This window comes from Streptomyces sp. NPDC007929 (assembly GCF_042959065.1).
In the GTDB taxonomy this organism is placed as follows: domain Bacteria; phylum Actinomycetota; class Actinomycetes; order Streptomycetales; family Streptomycetaceae; genus Streptomyces.
Window position 1 is genome coordinate 793101 of the sequence record NZ_JBIBKD010000001.1, and the last position, 19604, is coordinate 812704.

Consider the following 19604-nt stretch of genomic DNA (forward strand, 5'->3'; position numbering starts at 1 on the left):
GCGACCGTGCGCACTGCGGCACGGATCCGTAACGGCGATCGAGTTCTTCACACATGGTGCACGCGTGGCGACACAGCGTCTTGTTGGATCTTCAACCATTGATGGCCCGGCTGCTCCGTTCGAGCCCCTCGACCTGCTCACATGTGTGCCGTACCGCCTCAGCCGTGCGCTCGTGTTGCACGAACGGGCTAGCGGCCTCAGGCTGAGTGGTGACTCAGAAGCGATAGGCGCTCACGTTCCGTGTTCGGGGCTCGCCCGCAAGATCGCGGGAGCGAGAAGGAGCTGAGCTTCGCGGTGAGGAGCCGACCGATGAAGACCGCAGTGCCCTGCTACTACCACCTCGACGTGGAAGTCAGCCCGGAACGGGTGGGACAGGTCAGCCGCATTCTGGCCGCTCACCTGAAGTTCTGGGACCTGGACAACCTGATCCAGCCCGTCTGCGGCGGTGCCGAGATGCTGCTCAAGGCCATCGACGAACACGCCACGGACAAGAACACGTCGATCGAGATGTGGTGGAACGGGCAGCACCTGATCACCGCCATCGGGGACAACGACCGCGCTCTGCGCCCGGACCAGGAGCTGCGAGGCTGCCTGGAGCACCTCGCGGCGATGAGCGACGGCTGGGGCTGCTGCGCGACCGAGACGGGCAGCAAGGTCATCTGGTTCTCGCAGCGCGCCCGCGCCGGGGAACGCGTCCCGCTGGTGCCGACCGCGCCCGCGCCGCGCGAGAGCGAGGGTCTCGACGTGCCCCGCGAGGAGCGCGTCGCGCAACTGGCCGGACCGGCCAGTACTCCGGGCCAGGTCCTGGTGGACGCCCGGTGACGCGCCGGCAGACTCGGAAAGGGGTGTCCGCCTGGAGCGGGCGCCCCTACCCGCTGGGTGCGGCCTACGACGGTGAGGGCACCAACTTCGCGCTCTTCAGCGAGGTCGCCGAACGCGTCGAGCTGGTCCTCGTGGACGACGACGGCACCCACACCACGGTGCCGCTCAACGAGGTCGACGGCTTCGTGTGGCACGGCTACCTCCCCGGCATCGGCCCCGGCCAGCGCTACGGCTACCGCGTGCACGGGCCCTGGGCCCCCGCCGCGGGGCACCGCTGCAACCCGGCGAAACTCCTGCTCGACCCGTACGCCCGCGCGGTGGACGGGCAGATCGACAACCACCCCTCGCTCTACGAACGCGACCCCGACGGCCCCGACCCGGCCGACAGCGCCGGGCACACCATGCTCGGCGTCGTGACCGACCCGGCCTTCGACTGGGGCGACGACGCCCGGCCCTGCCGGCCCTACGCCGACACCGTGATCTACGAGGCACACGTCAAGGGCATGACCCGCACCCACCCCGAGGTGCCCGAGGAACTCCGGGGCACCTACGCCGGGCTGGCACACCCCGCGGTCGTCGACCACCTGACCTCCCTGGGCGTCACGGCCGTGGAGCTGATGCCGGTCCACCAGTTCGTCCACGACGGGGTGCTGCACGACCGCGGCCTGGCGAACTACTGGGGCTACAACACCATCGGCTTCTTCGCGCCCCACAACGGCTACGCCGCCCACGGCACCCGCGGGGAACAGGTCGCCGAGTTCAAGCAGATGGTGAGGACCCTGCACGCGGCCGGGCTCGAAGTGATCCTCGACGTGGTCTACAACCACACCGCCGAGGGCAACGAGAGGGGCCCCACGTTGTCCTTCCGCGGTATCGACAACTCCTCGTACTACCGCCTGGTCGACGGCGACTGGGAGCACTACTACGACACGACCGGCACCGGCAACAGCCTGCTGATGCGCCACCCCTACGTCCTCCAGCTGATCATGGACTCGCTGCGGTACTGGGTGACCGAGATGCATGTCGACGGCTTCCGCTTCGACCTCGCGGCCACCCTCGCCCGGCAGTTCCACGAGGTGGACCGGCTGTCGGCGTTCTTCGACCTCATCCAGCAGGACCCGGTGATCAGCCCCGTCAAACTGATCGCCGAGCCGTGGGACGTCGGGGAGGGCGGCTACCAGGTGGGCAACTTCCCGCCGCTGTGGTCGGAGTGGAACGGCATGTACCGCGACGCGGTCCGCGATTTCTGGCGCGGCGAGGACCACACCCTCGGCGAGTTCGCCTCCCGGCTCACGGGCTCTTCCGACCTGTACCAGCACAGCAGGCGCCGCCCCCGCGCCAGCGTCAACTTCGTCACCGCGCACGACGGCTTCACCCTGCGCGACCTCGTCTCGTACAACGACAAGCACAACGAGGACAACGGCGAGGACAACCAGGACGGCGAGAGCACCAACCGCTCCTGGAACTGCGGCGCCGAGGGCCCGACCCGCGATCCGGCCGTGCGCGAGCTGCGCACCCGCCAGCAGCGCAACTTCCTCGCCACGCTGCTGCTGTCCCAGGGCATCCCGATGCTCTCCCACGGCGACGAACTCGGCCGCACCCAGGGCGGCAACAACAACGCCTACTGCCAGGACAACGACATCTCCTGGATCGACTGGCGGCTCACCGAGGAACAGCGCGACCTGCTGGAGTTCACCCGGTACCTCATCCGGCTGCGCACCGGGCACCCCGTGCTGCGCCGGCGCCGCTTCTTCCGCGGCGAGACCCTGACCCGGGCGGACCAGCCGCTGCCCGACCTGGTGTGGCTGGCTCCGGACGCCCGCGAGATGACCGACGACGACTGGCAGCGCGGCGACGCGCACTCCGTCGGCGTGTTCCTCAACGGCGACGCCATCGCCGAACCCGACCCGTGGGGCCGCCCGGTCGTCGACGACTCGTTCCTGCTGCTGCTCAACAGCCACTGGGAGCCGGTCGACTTCCGCCTCCCGAAGACCTCCTACGGCGAACGGTGGACGGCCCTCATCGACACGGCCGACCCCGAGGGCACCCCCGACGAGGCCGAGCACAAGGCGGGCACGAGCCTCACCGTCGACGCCCGCAGCCTGGTCCTGCTGTGCCGGCCCTCGCGGGCGGCGCGCGAGCAGGAGTGAGGGCGGTGACACGAGGGCGGTGACACAAGGGCGATGACGTGAGGGCGGTGACGTGAGGGCGGTGACCCGGGCCGGGCTTTCGGAGCGGGCCCGGGTCAGCGCTCGCGGCGCGCGGTCACCGTGAACTGCGCGCCGTCGTGGTCCCGCAGCACCGCCTCGTCGCTGCCCTTGGACAGAACGCTGCCGCCGTGCAGTTCCGCCGCGCGGGCGCAGGCCGCCACGTCGTCGACGGAGAAGTGGACCTGCCAGTGCGGCCGGATCGCGGGGTCGGGGGCCGCTTCCAGGGCGCCGGACTCGATCCGGGCCACCACGTCCCCGCGGCTGCGCAGCACGACCTCGCCGCCCTCGTAGTGGACCTCGCAGCAACCCGGCCGCTGGGTGGCCCAGTCGAGGATCTCGCCGTAGAAGATCGCCGCGTCGAACGCGTCCCGGGTGTGGAGCGTGATGAAGGCCGGCTGGGCGTTGCGCCAGGTCTCCCAGTCGGTGAAGAGGTCGCCCTCCCAGATGCCGAAGGTCGCCCCGTCCCGGTCGGCCAGCAGCGCCGCCCGCCCCGGCGGCAGGGAGATCGGCCCGACCGCGACCGTGCCCATGCGCTCCTGCACCCGCGCGACCGCCTCGTCCGCGCTGCGCACCGCGAAGTACGGCGTCCACGCCACGGCCATCTGCCACATGGCCGCCACCCCCGCGATCCCGGCCACCGGTGAGCCGTCCACCAGCGCGATCCGGAACCGGTCGCCGAGCTTGGCCGGACGCCACTGCCAGCCCAGCACGGCGCCGTAGAACTCCTCGGTCGCCTTGACGTCCCGGCTCGTCAGGCTCACCCAACAGGGCGCGCCGAGCACGGAGTGTGAGGAGATGACGTCCTTCGTGCCGGAGGAGGTGGGCATGTCGTGGTTCATGGCAGTCGCGTCCTGATCTCGTCGCCTGGCAGCCACCGGAGCATTGACACCAGTGTCCGACCGGAACCGCTGTGGGCGCCTGCCGAGTACCCCGGCGGGGGCGCCGAAACGACGTCCGGGCCCGGTCCGCCCCGGTGGCACCGGACGGGCCGAGTGACGACGATGGACGGGTCGGACACTGCGTCAAGGTACTCAAGCACCCGCCGGTACCCCGGACGCAGCGGCGCACCGGACCCGGAGGTGACCATGCCCACGGACGGGGGCTCGGATCGCGTGCTCGCCCTCCAGGAGGAGGTCCAGCAGCTGAAGGCGGCGGTCGCCTCGCACGCCGTCGTGGACCAGGCCATCGGCATGGTGGTCGCGCTCGGCCGGATCTCCCCCGACCAGGGGTGGGCCGTGCTGAAGGAGGTCTCCCAGCACACCAACATCAAGCTGCGCAACGTCGCGGAACTGATCCTCGTCTGGGGGCGCACCGGCGTGATGCCCGACGAGATCCGGGCCGCCCTTGAGGACGCCCTCGACCGCGCCGGGCCGACCCAGATCCCCGGCTCGCCTCCGGATGCGTGACCCCCGACGGCGAGCCGGTGCTCACCGGCCCCCGGTCGGCGGCTTGCGCGGGCTCACCGGGCCTCGGCCAGCAGCTCCTCGCGCAGATGGGCGAAACAGCTGCTCAGCAGCCGCGAGACGTGCATCTGTGAGATGCCGAGCTGCTCCGCGATGCGGCTCTGCGTCATGCCCTTGAAGAACCGCAGATAGAGAATGATCCGCTCGCGCTCCGGCAGCGCCTCCAGGCAGGGCCGCACGGCCACGCGGTTGACGACGATGTCGAAGGCCGGGTCGGGCCCGCCGATCGCGTCGCCGAGCGCGTACCCGTCGGTCCCGGGCATCTCCGCCTCCAGCGACAGCGCGGAGAAGCACTCGAGCGCCTCCATGCCGGTGCGCACCTCGCCCTCGGTCAGCTGGGCGTACTCGGCGATCTCGGCGACCGTGGGGGAGCGCCCCGGGGTGGTCTGCGACAGCTCCTTGGACGCGTGCCGCACCCGGTTGCGCAGGTCCTGGACCCGGCGGGGCACGTGCAGTGTCCACATGTGGTCGCGGAAGTGGCGCTTGATCTCGCCGGTGACGGTCGGCACCGCGTACGCCTCGAAGGCGTTGCCGCGGGCCGGGTCGTAGTGGTCGACCGCCTTCACCAGGCCGAGGGCCGCCACCTGGTACAGGTCCTCCAGGGCCTCGCCGCGGCCCCGGAAGCGGACGGCGATCCGCTCGGCCATGGGGAGCCAGGCCTCGACCAGCTCGTCCCGCAGGGCTTTGCGCTCGGGCCCCTCGGGCAGTCGCGCGAGTCGCGCGAACGCCGCGGCGGTGTCGGGAGCGTCGTCGTGGGGGTGCGTTCGGGTGCTGCCGGCGATACGCATGGTGCGTACCTCCCTGAGCAGGTGCTGAGTATGGACAGACACCGTGGGAAACGCGGCCTCGGACCTCATGGAAAGGCACCGGGGGCCCGGGCGACCGGCTCCCCACGCGCGTGCCTCCTGTCCGAAGCACTGACAATTCAGACAATACGGCATTTGGGGGATGTGGGCGCTCTCGCGGACGCGCTCTCGCGGACGCGCTCTCCTTCGAGGCTGTCTCTTGACCTCACTTGACCCCGCCTTGGGCCGATTACCTCTGTCACAGAGCTAATCTCGGCCGCATGGAGCCGGAGACCTTCCCCGAAGAGCTGGCCGACGCGCTGGTCGGCGTCCAGCGGCTGATCCGGCGGCGCCTGCGACGGCAGATGCCCGACCCGCGGCTGCGCGGCGCCGAGGTGGAGCTGCTCCGCCTGGTCGTGACCCGGCCCGGCCTCGGCATCTCCGACGCGGCCAAGGACCTCGGTCTGGCGGCCAACTCGGTGTCCACCCTGGTCAACCAGCTGGTGAAGGCGGGCTACCTGGTCCGCGAGACCGACCCGGCCGACCGGCGGGCCGCCCGGCTGCTGCCCACCCCCGCCGCCGGAACACGGCTGCGCGAGTGGCGCCGGCGCCGCGCCGAGCTCGTACGCCGCCATGTGTCGCGCCTCGACGAGCCGGACCGCCGAGCACTTCAGGAGGCCATCCCGGCCCTGCGCAAGCTGGCCGAAACCCTGCACGAGGAGGCCGGGGAATCATGACGCCCGACACCGCCCCACCCCGGATCGACCGGACCGGCTCGCCCCCGGCGGACGCCGTCGCCTGCACCGGCCTCAGCTACGCCTTCGGCGACCACAACGCCGTGGACGGACTCGATCTCACCGTCCGGCAGGGCGAGGTCTTCGGGCTGCTCGGACCCAACGGCGCCGGCAAGACCACCGCCATCCGCTGCATCACCACCCTGCTGCCCGTGCCCGCCGCGACGGTCCGCGTCTTCGGCCGGGACGCCGCAGGCGAGCGCATGGCCGTACGCCGCCTGCTCGGCTATGTGCCGCAGCAGCTGTCCGCGGACGCCGGGCTCACCGGGCGGGAGAACGTCGCGCTGTTCGCCCGGGTCTACGACGTGCCCCGCGCCGAACGCGCCGAGCGCGTCGCCCAGGCCCTGGCGGCGGTCGACCTCACCGACGCCGCCGACCGGCTGGCCGCCACCTACTCCGGCGGCATGGTCCGCCGGCTCGAACTCGCCCAGGCCCTGGTCAGCGCCCCACGGCTGCTGATTCTCGACGAGCCCACCATCGGCCTCGACCCGATCGCCCGCACCGGCGTGTGGGAGCGCATCGGCGCCGTCCGCGCGGCCACCGGCATGACCGTGCTCGTCACCACCCACTACATGGACGAGGCCGACCAGTACTGCGACCGGGTCGCCCTGATGCACCGCGGCCGGATCCGGGCCCTCGGCACCCCGGCCGAGCTGAGGGAGGGCCTCGGCGCCCGCCGCCGCGCCGCGGGCGCGGCCCCGGCCGCGCTGCCCACCCTGGAGGACGTCTTCCGGGACGTGGCCGGCAGCGGTCTCGACGACGAGGCAGGAGATTTCCGCGATGTCCGAAACACCCGCCGCACCGCCCGCCGGGTCGGCTGACCCGGCCCCCGCCCCAGTACCGTTCGCCGGGTCGGCTGACCCCGCCCTCGCACCGCCCGCCAGGTCGGCTGACACGGCCCCCGCCCTCGCCCCCGCGCCCGCCGGGTCGGCTGACGCCCCCGCACCCCGCATCGACCTGCTGCTGAAACCCCCGCAGCCCCGCACGGGCCGGCGGCTGCTGCCTGCCCGCGTCGGCGCGATGTGCGCGGTCGAACTGCAGAAGCTGCGCCACGACCGCACCGAGCTGTACACCCGCGCGGTCCAGCCGGCCCTCTGGCTGCTGATCTTTGGTCAGACGTTCACCCGGATCAAGGCGATCCCCACCGGCGGCATCCCCTACGTCGACTACCTGGCGCCCGGCATCATCGCCCAGTCCGCGATGTTCATCGCCATCTTCTACGGCATCCAGATCATCTGGGAGCGTGACGCCGGCGTCCTCAACAAGCTCCTCGTCACCCCCACCCCGCGGTCGGCGCTGATCACCGGCAAGGCGTTCGCGGCCGGGGTGAAGTCGCTCGTCCAGGCCGTCGTCGTGCTCCTCATCGCCGCCGTGCTCGGCGTGGCCCTGACGTGGAACCCCCTCAAGCTGCTCGCCGTCGCCGCGATCGTCGTCCTCGGCTCGGTCTTCTTCTCCTGTCTGTCGATGACCATCGCCGGCATCGTCCTCAGCCGGGACCGCCTCATGGGCATCGGCCAGGCGATCACCATGCCGCTGTTCTTCGGCTCCAACGCCCTGTACCCGGTGTCGGTGATGCCCGGCTGGCTCCAGGCCGTCAGCAAGGCCAACCCGCTCAGCTACGAGGTGGACGCCCTGCGCGGGCTCCTGCTCGGCACCCCTCACCATCTGGTGTCCGACTTCGCGGTGCTGTGTGTGGCGGCGGCGCTCGGCGTCACGACGGCCTCGGCCCTGCTGGGCCGTCTGGCCCGTTGATCTTCACCCGTGGAAGTGATGTGCGGCACGCCGGTGCAAGCGCTTTCCCCGCGTGTGTGCGGATAACCGCTGGGCACGGCTTGATCACCGATCAAAACGGATGAACTGCCTGGCCACAGCGCATTCTGCTCATTTGACAGTGCGCTGAGACCACAGATAGGAAGCAAGCTTCCAGAGGTCGAGAGGGTGCAGCGTGTACGAGCCGAACGTGGTCGGGGACTGGCAGGAGTACGACGAGCATGCCGGCCTGCGCGTCCGCGTCCACCGTCTGGAACCGGCCGAGCCGCCCCGCGGCCGGGACGACGCCGCCGACGGACTGACGTACTTCTGCCTCCGGGTGACGGTCGAGAACCGCGGCAACCGTCACCTCGGCGTCCACCTCGAGGACGGCCAGATCGACGTCCGGCTCGGCCCGGACGGCGAGAGCGCCTTCATCGACTGGCGCAACTCGCAGTTCATCGAGGGCTTCGACGTCTACCCGCTGCGCCGCGCCACCGCCGTGCTGTACGCGGCCGGTGCCGAGGCCCTGTTGAGCCTCGTGGACGTCCAGGTGCAGTTGCGCGTCGAGGAGGAGTGGACCGCCCGCCGCTTGTGGGCGGGCGGCATCGGGGCGCACGAAGGAGCCGCCGGCGGCCAGCAGGGCGCGGTGCGGGACAGCCTGGCGCACCAGGTGAGCGTCTTCCTGCGGGATCAGGCGGAGGAAGGCACCGCCTGATCCGTCGTCAGGGCGTCGCGGAGGTCAGTGCGGGATGCCGTCGATGATCTCGCGGGCGCCCTGACGCAGCAGGGCCACGGCGACCGAGGTGCCCAGCGTGGCCGGGTCGAGGCGGCCCGCCCACTCGTGGGCGTTCAGGCGCGTCTTGCCGTCCGGGGTGAACACACAGGCCCGCAGGGACAGTTCGCCGCTGCGGTCCACCTGTGCGAACCCGGCGATCGGGCTGTTGCAGTGCCCCTGGAGCACATGCAGGAACATCCGCTCGGCGGTGGTCTCCCGGTAGGTGTCCGGGTCGCCGAGACCGCTCACCGCGTCGATCAGCGCGGCGTCGTCCTCACGGCACTGCAGCGCCAGCACGCCCGCGCCGATGGGCGGCATCATCGTCTCGGTCGAGAGGATCTCGCTGATCACGTCCTCGCGGCCGATGCGCTCCAGGCCCGACACCGCGAGCAGCAGGGCGTCCGCCTCCCCGGCGGCCAGTTTCGCCAGACGCCGGTTGGCGTTGCCGCGGAACGGCACGCAGTCCAGGTGCGGATGCGTGGCGGCCAGCTGCGCCACCCGGCGGACCGAGGAGGTGCCGATCCGCGTCCCGGCCGGCAACTCGTCCAGGGTGAGCCCGCCCGGGTGGATCAGGGCGTCACGGATGTCGTCCCGCTTGAGGAACGCGGCGAACACCGTCCCCGCCGGCAGCGGCCGGTCGGCGGGCACGTCCTTCACACAGTGCACGGCGAGGTCGGCCTCCCCGGCCAGCAGCGCCGCGTCGACCTCCTTGGTGAACGCGCCCTTGCCCTCGACCTGGGAGAGATCCCCCATCCACTTGTCGCCGGTGGTCTTCACCGGCACGACCTCGGTGCGCACTCCGGGATGGGCGGCGGCCCACTCGGCCCGGACGCGCTCCACCTGGGCGAGGGCCATGGGGGAGTCGCGGGAGACGATGCGAATCAGTTCGGGGACGGACATGCGGACACGATAGACCCTTCCGCGGACACGTTCGTGCCGTACCTCCTCCGACTGCCGGGTGCCGGGCGTCAGTTCGGACGTGAGTGGAGCGCCTCGACAGAGCCGCCGTCCCGGCACCGGCTCCGGCCGAGCGGCAGGAAAGGGTTCGGGTGGCGTACGCGACACAACATGCCGACGGGTGTGTCGGCAACCTTCGATAAGATGCCGACACTCACGTCGTCAATTTTAGGCAAAGAGGCGATGTGGCCGTCCTGCCGTGCCCTCATTTCCCTTTCCCTCGGAGAGCTCCGTGTTCCTTGCCCTACGCGATCTGCGCTTCGCCCGCGGTCGCTTCGCCCTCATGGGCGCGGTGGTCGCGCTCATCGCCGTACTCGGTGTGCTGCTGTCCGGGCTTGCCTCCGGTCTGGCGGACGCCGGCATATCCGGGCTGCGCGCGCTGCCCGTGACCCACATGGCCTTCGACGAGAAGGCGACCAGCGATCAGTTCTCCCGCTCGACCGTGGAGCAGGAGGACTGGCAGGCATGGTCCAGGACCCCGGGAGTGGAGCGCGCGGAGCCGTTCGGGAACACCCTGGCCAATGCCCAGGTGACCCAGGGCGCCAAGAAGGGCGAGCAGGTCAACCTCGCCGTCTTCGGCATGGCACCGGACTCCCCCATGGCACCCCGTCCCAGTGACGGTGCGGGCCTGAAGGAGGGCAGTGCGGGCATCGTGATCACCCGGGAGATCGCCGACCTGGGCGTGGCGGTCGGCGATGTGCTGACCGCGGACAAGAGCGGGGTGCGGCTGAAGGTCGTGGGACTGGTCGACGAGACCGTCTCCTACGGCCACATCGGCGTCGTCTACGCGGACCTCGACACCTGGCGGCATCTGCACTACGGCCTGCCCGGTGACCTGCCCGAGGCCGCCGGCCGGCAGGCCACCGCCGTCGCCCTGACCCTGAAGCCGGGCGCCGACATCGCCGCGGTGGAGAAGGCGACCGGGACCCTCGCCGAGACCAAGGAGGCCACGTACAACGCGTCCCCCGGCTACGAGGCCGAGTCGAGCACCATGGCCCTGATCAAGGGCTTCCTGTACGTCATCTCCGCCCTGGTCGTCGGTGCGTTCTTCACCGTCTGGACCGTCCAGCGCAAGCCCGAGATCGCCCTGCTGAAGGCGCTCGGCGCCCCCACCGGGTACATCCTGCGCGACGCGCTCGCCCAGGTCATCGCCGTGCTCGTCGCAGCCACGGCCCTCGGCACCGCCATCGGCCTGGCCCTGGGCAGCGCGATGATCGGCAAGGCCCCCTTCTCCCTCTCCGCCCCGGCCATCGCGACCTCATCCGGCCTCCTCATCGCCCTCGGGACCGTGGGCGCTGTCGTCGCCGTACGCCGCATCACCGCCGTCGACCCCCTGACCGCCCTGGGAGCCACCCGATGACCACACCCGCCACCGACCACCAGGCCGCCACCGCCGCCGACCAGCCCGGCGGGCTGCGTCTGAACGACGTCACTCTCACCCTCGGTGACGGCGACACCGCCGTCACCGCCCTCGACCACGTCAGCCTGACCGTCGCCCCCGGTGAGTTCGTCGCCGTCGTCGGACCCTCCGGATCCGGCAAGTCCAGCCTCCTCGCCGTCGCCGGCGGCCTCCAGCGCCCCACCTCGGGCACCGTGCGCATCGCCGGCACCGAACTGACCGCCCTTTCGGACAAGCAGCGCACCGCCACCCGTCTGCGCCACATCGGCTTCGTCTTCCAGCAGTCGAACCTGCTGGCCTCCCTCACCGTCAGGGAACAACTCCTGCTGCCCCTGCACATCGACGGACGCCTCGACACCACTGCCCGGGCCCGCGCCGACGAACTCATCGAAGCCGTCGGACTGACCCACCGTGCCGGCTGCCGACCGCACCAGCTGTCGGGCGGCGAGCGCCAGCGCGCGGGCCTGGCGCGCGCCCTGATGACCTCCCCCGCCGTCCTGCTCGTGGACGAGCCCACCTCGGCACTGGACCGGGTACGGTCCGCCGAGGCGGTGCGGATGATCGCCGAGCAGACCCATGAGCGCGGCACGGCCACGGTCATGGTCACCCACGACACGGCGATAATGGACGCTGCCGACCGGGTGTACGAGATGGTCGACGGCCGCCTGTCCTGACGGGGGCCGCCGACCGGCACCGCACTCCCGGACCCTGTCCACCCCCAGGAGCCCGCCCCGCATGCCGAAGATCAACGCCTCCACCGTCGCCGAGCACCGTGCCCAGCAACGCGAGGCGCTGATCGGGGCGGCGATCGACATCCTGGTCAACGAGGGCGCCGCCGCCGTCACACCGGCGGCGGTCGGCGCCCGCGCGGGCCTGGCCCGCTCCAGCGTCTACCAGTACTTCGACTCCTCGGCAGCCCTCCTGGCCACCATCACGGAGGAAGCCTTCCGGCGCTCCAACGAGGCACTCACCCGCGCCATGGCCACCGCGAACGGCCCACTGGAACGCGTCGAGGCATTCTTCCGGGAAAGCCTCCGCCTGGGCGCCGAAGGCGCACACCGGCCCGCCGTCGCCCTCATGAACGCCGGTCTTCCCCCGGCCTGCCAGCAGCGACTGATAGAACTCCACCTGGAACAGGTCGAACCGTTCCGCGCCGCCGTCCGGGAGCTCGGCGCTCCTGACCCCGCGCTCACGGCCGACCTGATCGCCGGAATGCTGCACACCGCCCTGGCCGCCGTCGAGAACGGCACTCCTGTCGATACCGTCACCCAGCGCGCCCTCGCACTCGTACGCCGCTGCCTCACCCCCGCCGGCAGCACCGCCCGCGCAACGGAGGAAGGGGCCTGAAGCCCGGTGCTCGACGTCCGGCCGCGCACCCTGGGACGGCACCCGGCCGGACTCGAAGGCGTCAGGCGTACGGGTCGAAGGGGATGCCGGAGGGCTTGGCCTTGGCCAGGTGGTTGGCGAAGTTGCCGTCCTTCAGGCCGAAGTTGGCGCTGCCGAAGTCGTGCGACGTGAGCTTGTCGCGCACCCCGGCGGGGTAGCCGTTCCAGCCGACCAGTGCCGGGTACTGCCAGGTGCGCTTGTGGTTCTCCGGCGGCTCGTCGCCCGCGTTGGCCGCGCGGAAGCAGTGCGTGCCGATGCCGTCCTTGTGGTAGACGATCTTCGCGTGCGTGCCGTCGAAGCGGATCGCGGACGCCGCGTGCACGTCGAACGAACCGTGGGCGGACGTCGACACGTACTTGACCTGGTTGTCCTGCACGAACACCGCGACGTGCTCGAAGTCGTGCCGGTGGCCGCCGATGCTGCTGCCGGCCACGGCCTGGTCCTTCTCGAAGTAGAGCGCGTACAGGATCGCGCACCAGCCGTTGTTGCACTTGGAGCGCGCGTAGCCGTTGGTGTTGTCGAGGTCGGAGGCGTCCCGGCAGTTGCCGTTCAGGGCTCCGGTCGGCTTGAGCCCGCCGTTCACGGCGCCGTCCGGGCCGACGGCGGGGCTCGAGTAGCAGCCGTCGGTGTCGTAGTCGTAGGCGGGCTGGTACGTCAGCTCCAGCGCGTCCGCGTTGGTGGGCAGGGCCGGCGGCGGGGCCGCGAAGGCGGTCGCCGGGGTGGCGAGGACGAGAATGGCGGCACCGGCCGCTCCGGCGAGCCATCTCCTGCGGTGGTGGGCGATCGGGCGTGACGACACTGCGTCCTCCTCGGTCCGGGCGCAGCCCAACGGCTGTGGGGGAAAGGGGGGTTCAGCTTCCAGGTTGAACGCGTTCATGCCAAGAGGGGAGGAGGATCTCAACGGTGAATATCGGCCCGGCGGTTGGTCGTCCGCCGCCGTTTCAGACCAGGTCGTCCGGGATGTCCGCCGCCGCTTCCTCGGGTGCCAGGTCGGGCCGCAGCCGCAGCCAGGACGGCTGCCTCAGCAGTCCCTCCCGGGTGCGGGTGCTGTAGCGGACCTCGCCGACCAGGCGGGGCAGGACCCAGTGCGCACCCGGGGCGCGCGGCGGAGGGTCGAAGGGGCAGACGTCGGTCGCGGCGGACCGCAGCAACCCGGCCAGTTCCGTGCGTTCGGCCTCGCTCCAGCCGGTGCCGACGCTGCCGACGTACCGCAGACGGCCCGCGGCGCGCTGTCCGACCAGCACCGCGCCGGGCAGGCCGGTGAGCCGCCCCTTGCCGGGCTGCCAGCCGCCGACCAGGACGTCCTCGGTGCGCATGTTGCGGATCTTGATCCAGGCCCGGGAGCGGACGCCCGGTTCGTACACCGAGTCCAGCCGCTTGCAGACCAGACCCTCCAGGCCGTGCTCCCGGGTGGCGCGCAGGGCTTCGGCGCCGTGTCCGACGAGCGCGCGCGGGGTCGACCAGGACGGGCCGGAGAGCCCGAGGTCCTCCAGCGCCGCGCGCCGCCGGGCGTAGGGAAGCCGGAGAAGCGATCGGCCGTCCAGGTGCATCAGGTCGAACAGCACGAGATGGACCGGGACCTCCGCGGCCCGCCGCGCGGCCCTGGCGGGTGCGTGCGCCAGGCCCATCCGGGACTGGAGCAACTGGAAGCTGGCGCGACCCCGGTCGTCCAGGGCCATGACCTCGCCGTCCAGTACGGCGGGTGTGGTGCCCAGCGCGGTGCCCAGCGGCCTGAGCTCGGGGTAGGCGGCGGTGATGTCGTCCCCCGAGCGGGCGCGCAGCAGGAGGCCGCCGTCCCCGGGCAGATAGACCACCACGCGCTGGCCGTCCTGCTTGGTCTCGTAGGCCCAGCGCGAGTCCTGCGCCGCGGGCGGCAGGGTGCCGGACGTGGCGAGCATGGGCGGGATCAGCGGCAGGTCCACGGGTGAGGTGTCGACGAGCCGGGCGGCGCTCACGCGTGTTCGCGACCGGCTTCCCCTGAACGGCGCCCCCGCCCCGATTCAGTTGAGCTACGCAACGAGATGCTGGTCGAAGGAGATCGAGCGCGCGCTCACCCGCATCACCTACCTGAGCACACGCGCCCGCCGGCATGAGCGGCTGATGGCCCTGGCGGCGGCCCTCTGCATGCCCGCGGACCCCGGCCGCACGAACCGCGGCGACGGCCTCTACATCGGCGTCGGTGAGCTCGCTGCGCTGGGCGCGGCGGTCGTCCGGGGCGGGGACGCGGGTGACGTACTCGGACTTCGGTGACTGCTGCACCGTGCGCGTGACGTGCGAGGCCTCCACGCCCAGCCGAGCCGCCGGTTCCCCGGGCCGCAGCGGCTCGGAGTCGGCGATCTGGCGGAGCAGCGCGACGGCGGGTCCTCCGCCGGTGCCTTCGTCGACGTCTTCCGCCGCTGTCTCGGCTGCACGCCGGGCACCCACCACCGGCCCACCGGGGACCCCGCGAACCGATCGGTATACCGAACGGTAATAATGCGCGGCAGGTCTTCAGAGGAGGAACCGTGTCCCGGTCCGAACGCTCGCCCCTGCTGCTCGCCGGCCTGCTGGCCACGGCGGGTGTCGCGCACTTCGCCACCCCACGCCCGTTCGACGCCACCATCCCGCACGGGCTGCCCGGCACTCCGAGGGCCTGGACCTACGCCAGCGGCGCCGCCGAGCTCGCGCTGGCCACCGGTCTGGCGCTGCCGCGCACCCGCAAGGCCGCCGCACTGGCCACGGCCGCCTTCTTCGTCGGGGTGTTCCCCGCCAACGTCAAGATGGCCGCCGACTGGCGCCACCGCCCCACCCCGCAGAAGGCCGCCGCCTTCGGGCGCCTGCCCCTTCAGGTGCCCCTCGTGCTGTGGGCCCGCGGCGTCGCCCGGAACGCGGAGGGCAGGTCGTGAGCGCGCGCGTGGAGACCGGGGACACGGTCGAGGACTTCGCCCTGCCCGATGAAACCGGCACGGTCCGCAGCCTGACCGAGCTGCTCGCCGAGGGCCCCGTGGTGCTCTTCTTCTACCCGGCCGCCCTGTCCCCCGGCTGCACCGCCCAGGCCTGCCACTTCCGTGATCTCGCCGCCGAGTTCGCCGCCGTCGGCGCACGCCCCGTCGGCATCAGCGGCGACGACGTCGAACGCCAGCAGGAGTTCTCCGGACAGCACGGCCTCGGCATGCCGCTGCTGTCCGACGCCGACGGCGCGGTCCGTGAGCGGTTCGGGGTGAAGCGCGGCTTCTCCCTCGCGCCCACCAAGCGCTGCACGTTCGTCATCGCCCAGGACCGCACCGTCCTCGACGTCGTCCGCAGTGAACTGCGCATGAACGCGCACGCCGACCGTGCGCTCACCGCGCTGCGCGCCCATCGGGCCTGACACCGTCACGATCGCGGCGCCGCGGTTGATAGCAGGCCGCAAAGGGATGATCCTGGACGAATGGAGGACGCCGCCGCTGCTGCGATCATCGACGCCCGCGGCATTCTGACGGGGTGGAGCGAGGGTGCCCGGCGACTGACCGGCTATCCGGCCCATGAGGCCGTGGGCCGGGCCGCCCGGGAACTGCTCGCCGACGCCGTGCCGCCCGAGGCCGTGACCGCGCGGTCCGGCACGGTCATGGTCCGGCACCGCGACGGCTATCTCGTCGGGCTACGGGTCACGGCCTGCGCCGTCACCGGCCCGGACGGCCGGGCGAGCGGATACGTGATCACCGCGGCGCCGCCCGGCCGCGGGGAGACCTCGCTGGCCGGCCAGGCCTTCCAGCAGGCGTCGATGTCGATGTCCGTCTTCGACACCAGTCAGCGCTACCTGCGGCTCAACGACGCCGCCTGTCATGTGATGGGCGTGTCCGAGGAGACCCTGCTCGGCCGGCACTTCCCCGAGACCGTCGAGGAGGCCGAGCACAGCCGCGGCTTCAACTGGCACCTGCGGCACGTCGTCGAGACCGGCCGGCCGCTGCGCTACGAGAGCTACACCGGGGCGCCGGCCCTCAACCGGGAGCACGCCTGGATCACGGAGATGTGGCCGGTCCGGGACGCCTCCGGCGCACTCGTGGGCACCGCCCTGGCCGCGTTCGACAGCACCGAGCAGTACTGGGCCCGCCAGCGGCTCGCCCTGCTGAACGAGGCCGCCGCCGCCATCGGCACCACACTGGACGTGGTCCGCACCGCCGAGGAACTGATCGGGGTCGTGGTGCCCCGGTTCGCGGACTTCGCGAGCGTGGACCTGTTCGACTGGGTCCTCGGCGCGGACGAGGCGCCCACCGGTGCCGCCGAGGAGATCACACTGCGGCGCGTCGCCCACGGCTCCGTCACCGAAGGCACGCCGGAGGCGGCCGTCCACGTGGGACAGGTGGACGTCTACCCCTCCTTCTCGCCGATCGCCCGGGCCATGCGGGAGGGCCGGGCCATCATCAGCCAGGCGGGGGAGCCCGCGTTCATGCGCTGGGTCGCCGAGCGCAACTCACGCGCCCCGGAAGGACGCCCCTACCGCAAGGGCGTCCACTCGATGATGGCCGTACCCCTGCGGGCCCGCGGCACCACGCTCGGTGTCGCCGTGGCGGTGCGCGTGGCCCAGCCCGACGACTACGGCGACGACGACGCCGTCTTCGCCGAGGAACTCGCCAGCCGGGCCGCGGTCTGCGTCGACAACGCCCGCCGCTTCGCCCGCGAGCGCACCACCGCCCTCGCCCTCCAGCACAGCCTGCTGCCCAGGGGCCTGCCCGGTCAGGCCGCCGTCCAGGTCGCCCACCGCTATCTGCCCTCCGGCTCGGCGGCCGGCATCGGCGGCGACTGGTTCGACGTGATCCCACTGTCCGGCAGCCGCGTCGCGCTGGTCGTCGGGGACGTCGTGGGGCACGGCATCCCCTCCACGGCCACCATGGGCCGGCTCGTCACGGCCGTGCGCACCCTCGCCGACGTGGACCTGCCGCCCGACGAGCTCCTCACCCACCTCGACGACCTGGTCACCCATCTCGCCTCGGACGACCAGGGCGACGAGGTCGCCGAGCTCGGCGCGACCTGCCTCTACGCCGTCTACGACCCCGTCACCCGCCGGCTGAACCTGGCCGCCGCCGGGCACCCCGCGCCCGCCCTGGTGCTGCCCGACGGATCCGCCCGGCTGATCCCCATGAGCGCGGGCCCCCCGCTGGGCGTGGGAGGCCTGCCCTTCGAGGCGACGGAGCTCCAGCTGCCCGAGGGCTCCGTCGTCGCCCTCTACACCGACGGCCTCGTCGAGGACCGCGACCGCGACGTCGACCACGCCACCGACGAACTGTGCCGCGCCCTGACCGCGCCCGCCGAGTCGCTGGACGCCCTGTGCGACACCGTGCTGAAGGCCGTACTGCCGGAGGAGCCCAGCGACGACGTGGCCCTGCTGCTGGCCCGGACCCGGGCGCTGGGCGCCGACCAGGTCGCCACCTGGGACGTCACGCCCGACCCCGCGGAGGTGGCCGCCACCCGGCAGGCCGCCACCGAGCGGCTCACCGCCTGGGGCCTGGACGAGACGGCCTTCGTCACCGAACTCGTCGTCAGCGAACTGGTCACCAACGCCATCCGCTACGGCGCCCCGCCCATCCAGCTCCGCCTGATCCGGGACCAGACCCTCATCTGCGAGGTGTCCGACGGCAGTTCGACCTCCCCGCACCTGCGGCGGGCCCACCAGGACGACGAGGGCGGCCGCGGCCTGCTGCTGGTCGCCCAGCTCACCCAGCGCTGGGGCAGCCGGCAGACCACCCGGGGCAAGACCATCTGGTGCGAACAGTCCCTCACACCGCTGTTCTGACCGGGCGGCTCACCGCCCGGCCGCCTCCGAGGCGACCTGGGCGAGCGTACGGCCGGACCGGACCGAGCGCGCCCGGCGGGGATCGGGGGCCCCGTGCGCACGGGCCGAGCCCCCGGCCCGCCTCACCAGCAGCCAGGCCTGCTCGCCGTCGCCGTCCCTCCCGCCGCGGAACCGGGTCAGGGCGTACTCGCCGCGCAGTTTGGAACCGCGCAGCCGGAACGTGGCGTGCCCCCGCTCCAGCGCCTGAGCGAAGTCGACGGGGCGCCCCTCGCGGTCGTGGCTCAGCGGCTCGTACGTGCCGTGGTCCCAGACGATCACCGTGCCGCCGCCGTACTCGCCGCGCGGGATCACGCCCTCGAAATCCTCGTACTCCAGCGGATGGTCCTCCGTGGGCACGGCCAGCCGCTTGTCCTTCGGGTCGGCCGAGGGGCCCTTCGGGACCGACCAGGACTTCAGCACCCCGCCCACCTGCAAACGGAAGTCGAAGTGCGTCGTGCTCGCGTCGTGGATCTGCACCACGAACCGCGGCCGGGCTCCGGCGGACGCGCCGCGCCCCCGGGGCTCGCCGGTCCGCTCGAAGTCGCGCTTGCCGCGGTAGTCCCGCAGCCGGTCACGCTCGGCCACCTGCGGCTCCTTCCTGCCTCGCGGGCGCCCCGGGTACCCGTCAGAACTCCTCGTGCACCTCGGGGTCCCCGCCGAGCCGCCGCCGCGCCCGGTCCGCGACGGACCGCATCTCGTCCTCGCCCAGCTCGAAGCCGAAGACGTCGAGGTTGGCGCGCTGCCGCTCGGGGTTCGCCGACTTCGGGATCGGCACCGCGCCCACCTGCGTGTGCCAGCGCAGCACGACCTGCCCCGGCGACACCCCGTGCGCCTGCGCGATCCGCGCCACGGCGGGGTCCCGAAGCAGTTGCGTGCCCCGCCCCAGCGGGCTCCAGCTCTCGGTGACGATGCCCTTGCCCGCGTGGAAGGCGCGCAGCTCCTCCTGCGGCAGCAGCGGGTGCAGCTCGATCTGGTTGACCGAGGGCAGCACCCCGGTCTCCTTCTCCAGCCGGTCGATGTGCGCCGCCGTGAAGTTGGAGACGCCGATCGACTTCACGAGCCCCTCCTCGCGCAGCTTGATCATGGCCTTCCAGAAGTCGACGTACCGGTCCACGCGCGGCAGCGGCCAGTGGATCAGGTACAGGTCGACGTACTCCAGGCCCAGCCGGGCCCGCGACTCCTCGAAGGAGGCGAGGGTCTCCTCGTAGCCGTGGTGCCGGCCCGGGAGCTTCGTCGTCACGACGACCTCCTCGCGCGGCACCACGCCGGAGGCCACACCGCGGCCGACCCCCCTCTCGTTGCGGTAGTTCGTCGCCGTGTCGATCAGGCGGTAGCCCGCCTCCAGCGCCGAGAGCACCGCCGCCTGCGCCTCGTCGTCGCCGAGCGGCCAGGTCCCCAGGCCCAGGGCGGGGAGCGTCGTACCGTCATGGAGCGTGTGTGCCGGGATGCTGATCACCGTCGGACCTTCCC

20 protein-coding genes and 1 pseudogene are annotated in these 19604 nt (G+C 72.2%); 13 read left to right on the top strand and 8 right to left on the bottom strand.

What is annotated here, in order from left to right:
* Positions 1–309: 309 nt before the first annotated feature.
* Both ACFZDE_RS03620 and glgX read left to right on the top strand, forming a co-directional pair.
* Complete coding sequence (locus ACFZDE_RS03620; protein ID WP_391197018.1) at positions 310–822, top strand: pep a2; 513 nt, start codon at positions 310–312, stop codon at positions 820–822.
* On the top strand, positions 819–2972 hold the full coding sequence (gene glgX / locus ACFZDE_RS03625; protein ID WP_391197022.1) for a glycogen debranching protein GlgX: 2154 nt from the start codon (positions 819–821) through the stop codon (positions 2970–2972). Before ACFZDE_RS03620 ends, glgX begins: the two co-directional genes overlap by 4 nt.
* 95 nt (positions 2973–3067) lie before the next feature.
* Here the strand turns inward: glgX and ACFZDE_RS03630 are convergent, their stop codons facing one another.
* Positions 3068–3871 carry a VOC family protein gene (locus tag ACFZDE_RS03630; RefSeq protein ID WP_390990377.1) on the bottom strand — a complete coding sequence of 268 codons (804 nt, stop codon included), beginning with the start codon at positions 3869–3871 and terminating at the stop codon, positions 3068–3070.
* A 246-nt stretch (positions 3872–4117) separates the two neighbouring features.
* On the opposite strand from ACFZDE_RS03630, the gene ACFZDE_RS03635 reads away from it, so the two are divergent.
* Positions 4118–4438 carry an ANTAR domain-containing protein gene (locus ACFZDE_RS03635; protein WP_391197023.1) on the top strand — a complete coding sequence of 107 codons (321 nt, stop codon included), beginning with the start codon at positions 4118–4120 and terminating at the stop codon, positions 4436–4438.
* Between the two features lie 53 nt (positions 4439–4491).
* Here ACFZDE_RS03635 and ACFZDE_RS03640 read toward each other — a convergent pair whose 3' ends face one another.
* Positions 4492–5283 carry an RNA polymerase sigma factor SigF gene (locus tag ACFZDE_RS03640; protein WP_097214716.1) on the bottom strand — a complete coding sequence of 264 codons (792 nt, stop codon included), beginning with the start codon at positions 5281–5283 and terminating at the stop codon, positions 4492–4494.
* A gap of 278 nt (positions 5284–5561) precedes the next feature.
* On the opposite strand from ACFZDE_RS03640, the gene ACFZDE_RS03645 reads away from it, so the two are divergent.
* From ACFZDE_RS03645 to ACFZDE_RS03660, 4 genes are all read left to right on the top strand, one after another.
* A complete protein-coding gene (locus tag ACFZDE_RS03645) occupies positions 5562–6017 on the top strand; it encodes a MarR family transcriptional regulator (RefSeq protein WP_391197025.1) in 456 nt (151 codons plus the stop codon).
* A complete protein-coding gene (locus tag ACFZDE_RS03650) occupies positions 6014–6895 on the top strand; it encodes an ATP-binding cassette domain-containing protein (RefSeq protein WP_391197028.1) in 882 nt (293 codons plus the stop codon). Before ACFZDE_RS03645 ends, ACFZDE_RS03650 begins: the two co-directional genes overlap by 4 nt.
* The gene (locus ACFZDE_RS03655; protein ID WP_391197030.1) at positions 6855–7826 is read left to right on the top strand and encodes an ABC transporter permease; all 972 of its coding nucleotides are present in this window, start codon (positions 6855–6857) and stop codon (positions 7824–7826) included. Before ACFZDE_RS03650 ends, ACFZDE_RS03655 begins: the two co-directional genes overlap by 41 nt.
* Positions 7827–8019: 193 nt before the next feature.
* Complete coding sequence (locus ACFZDE_RS03660) at positions 8020–8541, top strand: hypothetical protein (protein ID WP_390990366.1); 522 nt, start codon at positions 8020–8022, stop codon at positions 8539–8541.
* 24 nt (positions 8542–8565) lie between these two features.
* Here ACFZDE_RS03660 and hemC read toward each other — a convergent pair whose 3' ends face one another.
* Complete coding sequence (gene hemC / locus ACFZDE_RS03665) at positions 8566–9501, bottom strand: hydroxymethylbilane synthase (protein ID WP_391197032.1); 936 nt, start codon at positions 9499–9501, stop codon at positions 8566–8568.
* Between the two features lie 289 nt (positions 9502–9790).
* On the opposite strand from hemC, the gene ACFZDE_RS03670 reads away from it, so the two are divergent.
* The 3 genes from ACFZDE_RS03670 (at position 9791) to ACFZDE_RS03680 (ending at position 12304) form a co-directional block, all read left to right on the top strand.
* Positions 9791–10918: an ABC transporter permease gene (locus ACFZDE_RS03670; RefSeq protein WP_391197034.1), complete on the top strand. Its 1128-nt coding sequence runs from the start codon at positions 9791–9793 to the stop codon at positions 10916–10918.
* A complete protein-coding gene (locus ACFZDE_RS03675) occupies positions 10915–11631 on the top strand; it encodes an ATP-binding cassette domain-containing protein (RefSeq protein ID WP_391197036.1) in 717 nt (238 codons plus the stop codon). The genes ACFZDE_RS03670 and ACFZDE_RS03675 overlap by 4 nt, the downstream gene beginning before the upstream one ends.
* Before the next feature lie 61 nt (positions 11632–11692).
* Positions 11693–12304: a TetR family transcriptional regulator gene (locus ACFZDE_RS03680; RefSeq protein WP_391197038.1), complete on the top strand. Its 612-nt coding sequence runs from the start codon at positions 11693–11695 to the stop codon at positions 12302–12304.
* A 61-nt stretch (positions 12305–12365) separates the two neighbouring features.
* Here the strand turns inward: ACFZDE_RS03680 and ACFZDE_RS03685 are convergent, their stop codons facing one another.
* The 3 genes and pseudogenes from ACFZDE_RS03685 to ACFZDE_RS03695 form a co-directional block, all read right to left on the bottom strand.
* Positions 12366–13142, bottom strand: coding sequence for an NPP1 family protein (locus tag ACFZDE_RS03685; RefSeq protein WP_391197040.1), 777 nt, complete (start codon positions 13140–13142; stop codon positions 12366–12368).
* Between the two features lie 142 nt (positions 13143–13284).
* Complete coding sequence (gene ligD / locus ACFZDE_RS03690; protein WP_391197460.1) at positions 13285–14265, bottom strand: non-homologous end-joining DNA ligase; 981 nt, start codon at positions 14263–14265, stop codon at positions 13285–13287.
* Positions 14266–14470: 205 nt separating this feature from the next.
* Positions 14471–14770 (bottom strand): annotated as a pseudogene (locus ACFZDE_RS03695) (MarR family transcriptional regulator); the annotation flags it as partial.
* A 77-nt stretch (positions 14771–14847) separates the two neighbouring features.
* Between ACFZDE_RS03695 and ACFZDE_RS03700 the strand changes: the two are divergent.
* Genes ACFZDE_RS03700 through ACFZDE_RS03710 form a run of 3 tightly spaced genes read left to right on the top strand, consistent with a single transcriptional unit; the run spans position 14848 to position 18095 of the window.
* On the top strand, positions 14848–15228 hold the full coding sequence (locus ACFZDE_RS03700) for a DoxX family protein (protein ID WP_391197042.1): 381 nt from the start codon (positions 14848–14850) through the stop codon (positions 15226–15228).
* On the top strand, positions 15225–15692 hold the full coding sequence (locus tag ACFZDE_RS03705) for a redoxin domain-containing protein (protein ID WP_391197044.1): 468 nt from the start codon (positions 15225–15227) through the stop codon (positions 15690–15692). Before ACFZDE_RS03700 ends, ACFZDE_RS03705 begins: the two co-directional genes overlap by 4 nt.
* Positions 15693–15752: 60 nt before the next feature.
* Positions 15753–18095 carry a SpoIIE family protein phosphatase gene (locus ACFZDE_RS03710; RefSeq protein ID WP_390990348.1) on the top strand — a complete coding sequence of 781 codons (2343 nt, stop codon included), beginning with the start codon at positions 15753–15755 and terminating at the stop codon, positions 18093–18095.
* A gap of 9 nt (positions 18096–18104) precedes the next feature.
* On the opposite strand, the gene ACFZDE_RS03715 is transcribed toward ACFZDE_RS03710, so the two are convergent.
* Both ACFZDE_RS03715 and ACFZDE_RS03720 read right to left on the bottom strand, forming a co-directional pair.
* The gene (locus ACFZDE_RS03715; RefSeq protein WP_391197046.1) at positions 18105–18719 is read right to left on the bottom strand and encodes a DNA polymerase ligase N-terminal domain-containing protein; all 615 of its coding nucleotides are present in this window, start codon (positions 18717–18719) and stop codon (positions 18105–18107) included.
* 40 nt (positions 18720–18759) lie between these two features.
* On the bottom strand, positions 18760–19590 hold the full coding sequence (locus tag ACFZDE_RS03720) for an aldo/keto reductase (protein ID WP_391197049.1): 831 nt from the start codon (positions 19588–19590) through the stop codon (positions 18760–18762).
* Positions 19591–19604: the final 14 nt, after the last annotated feature.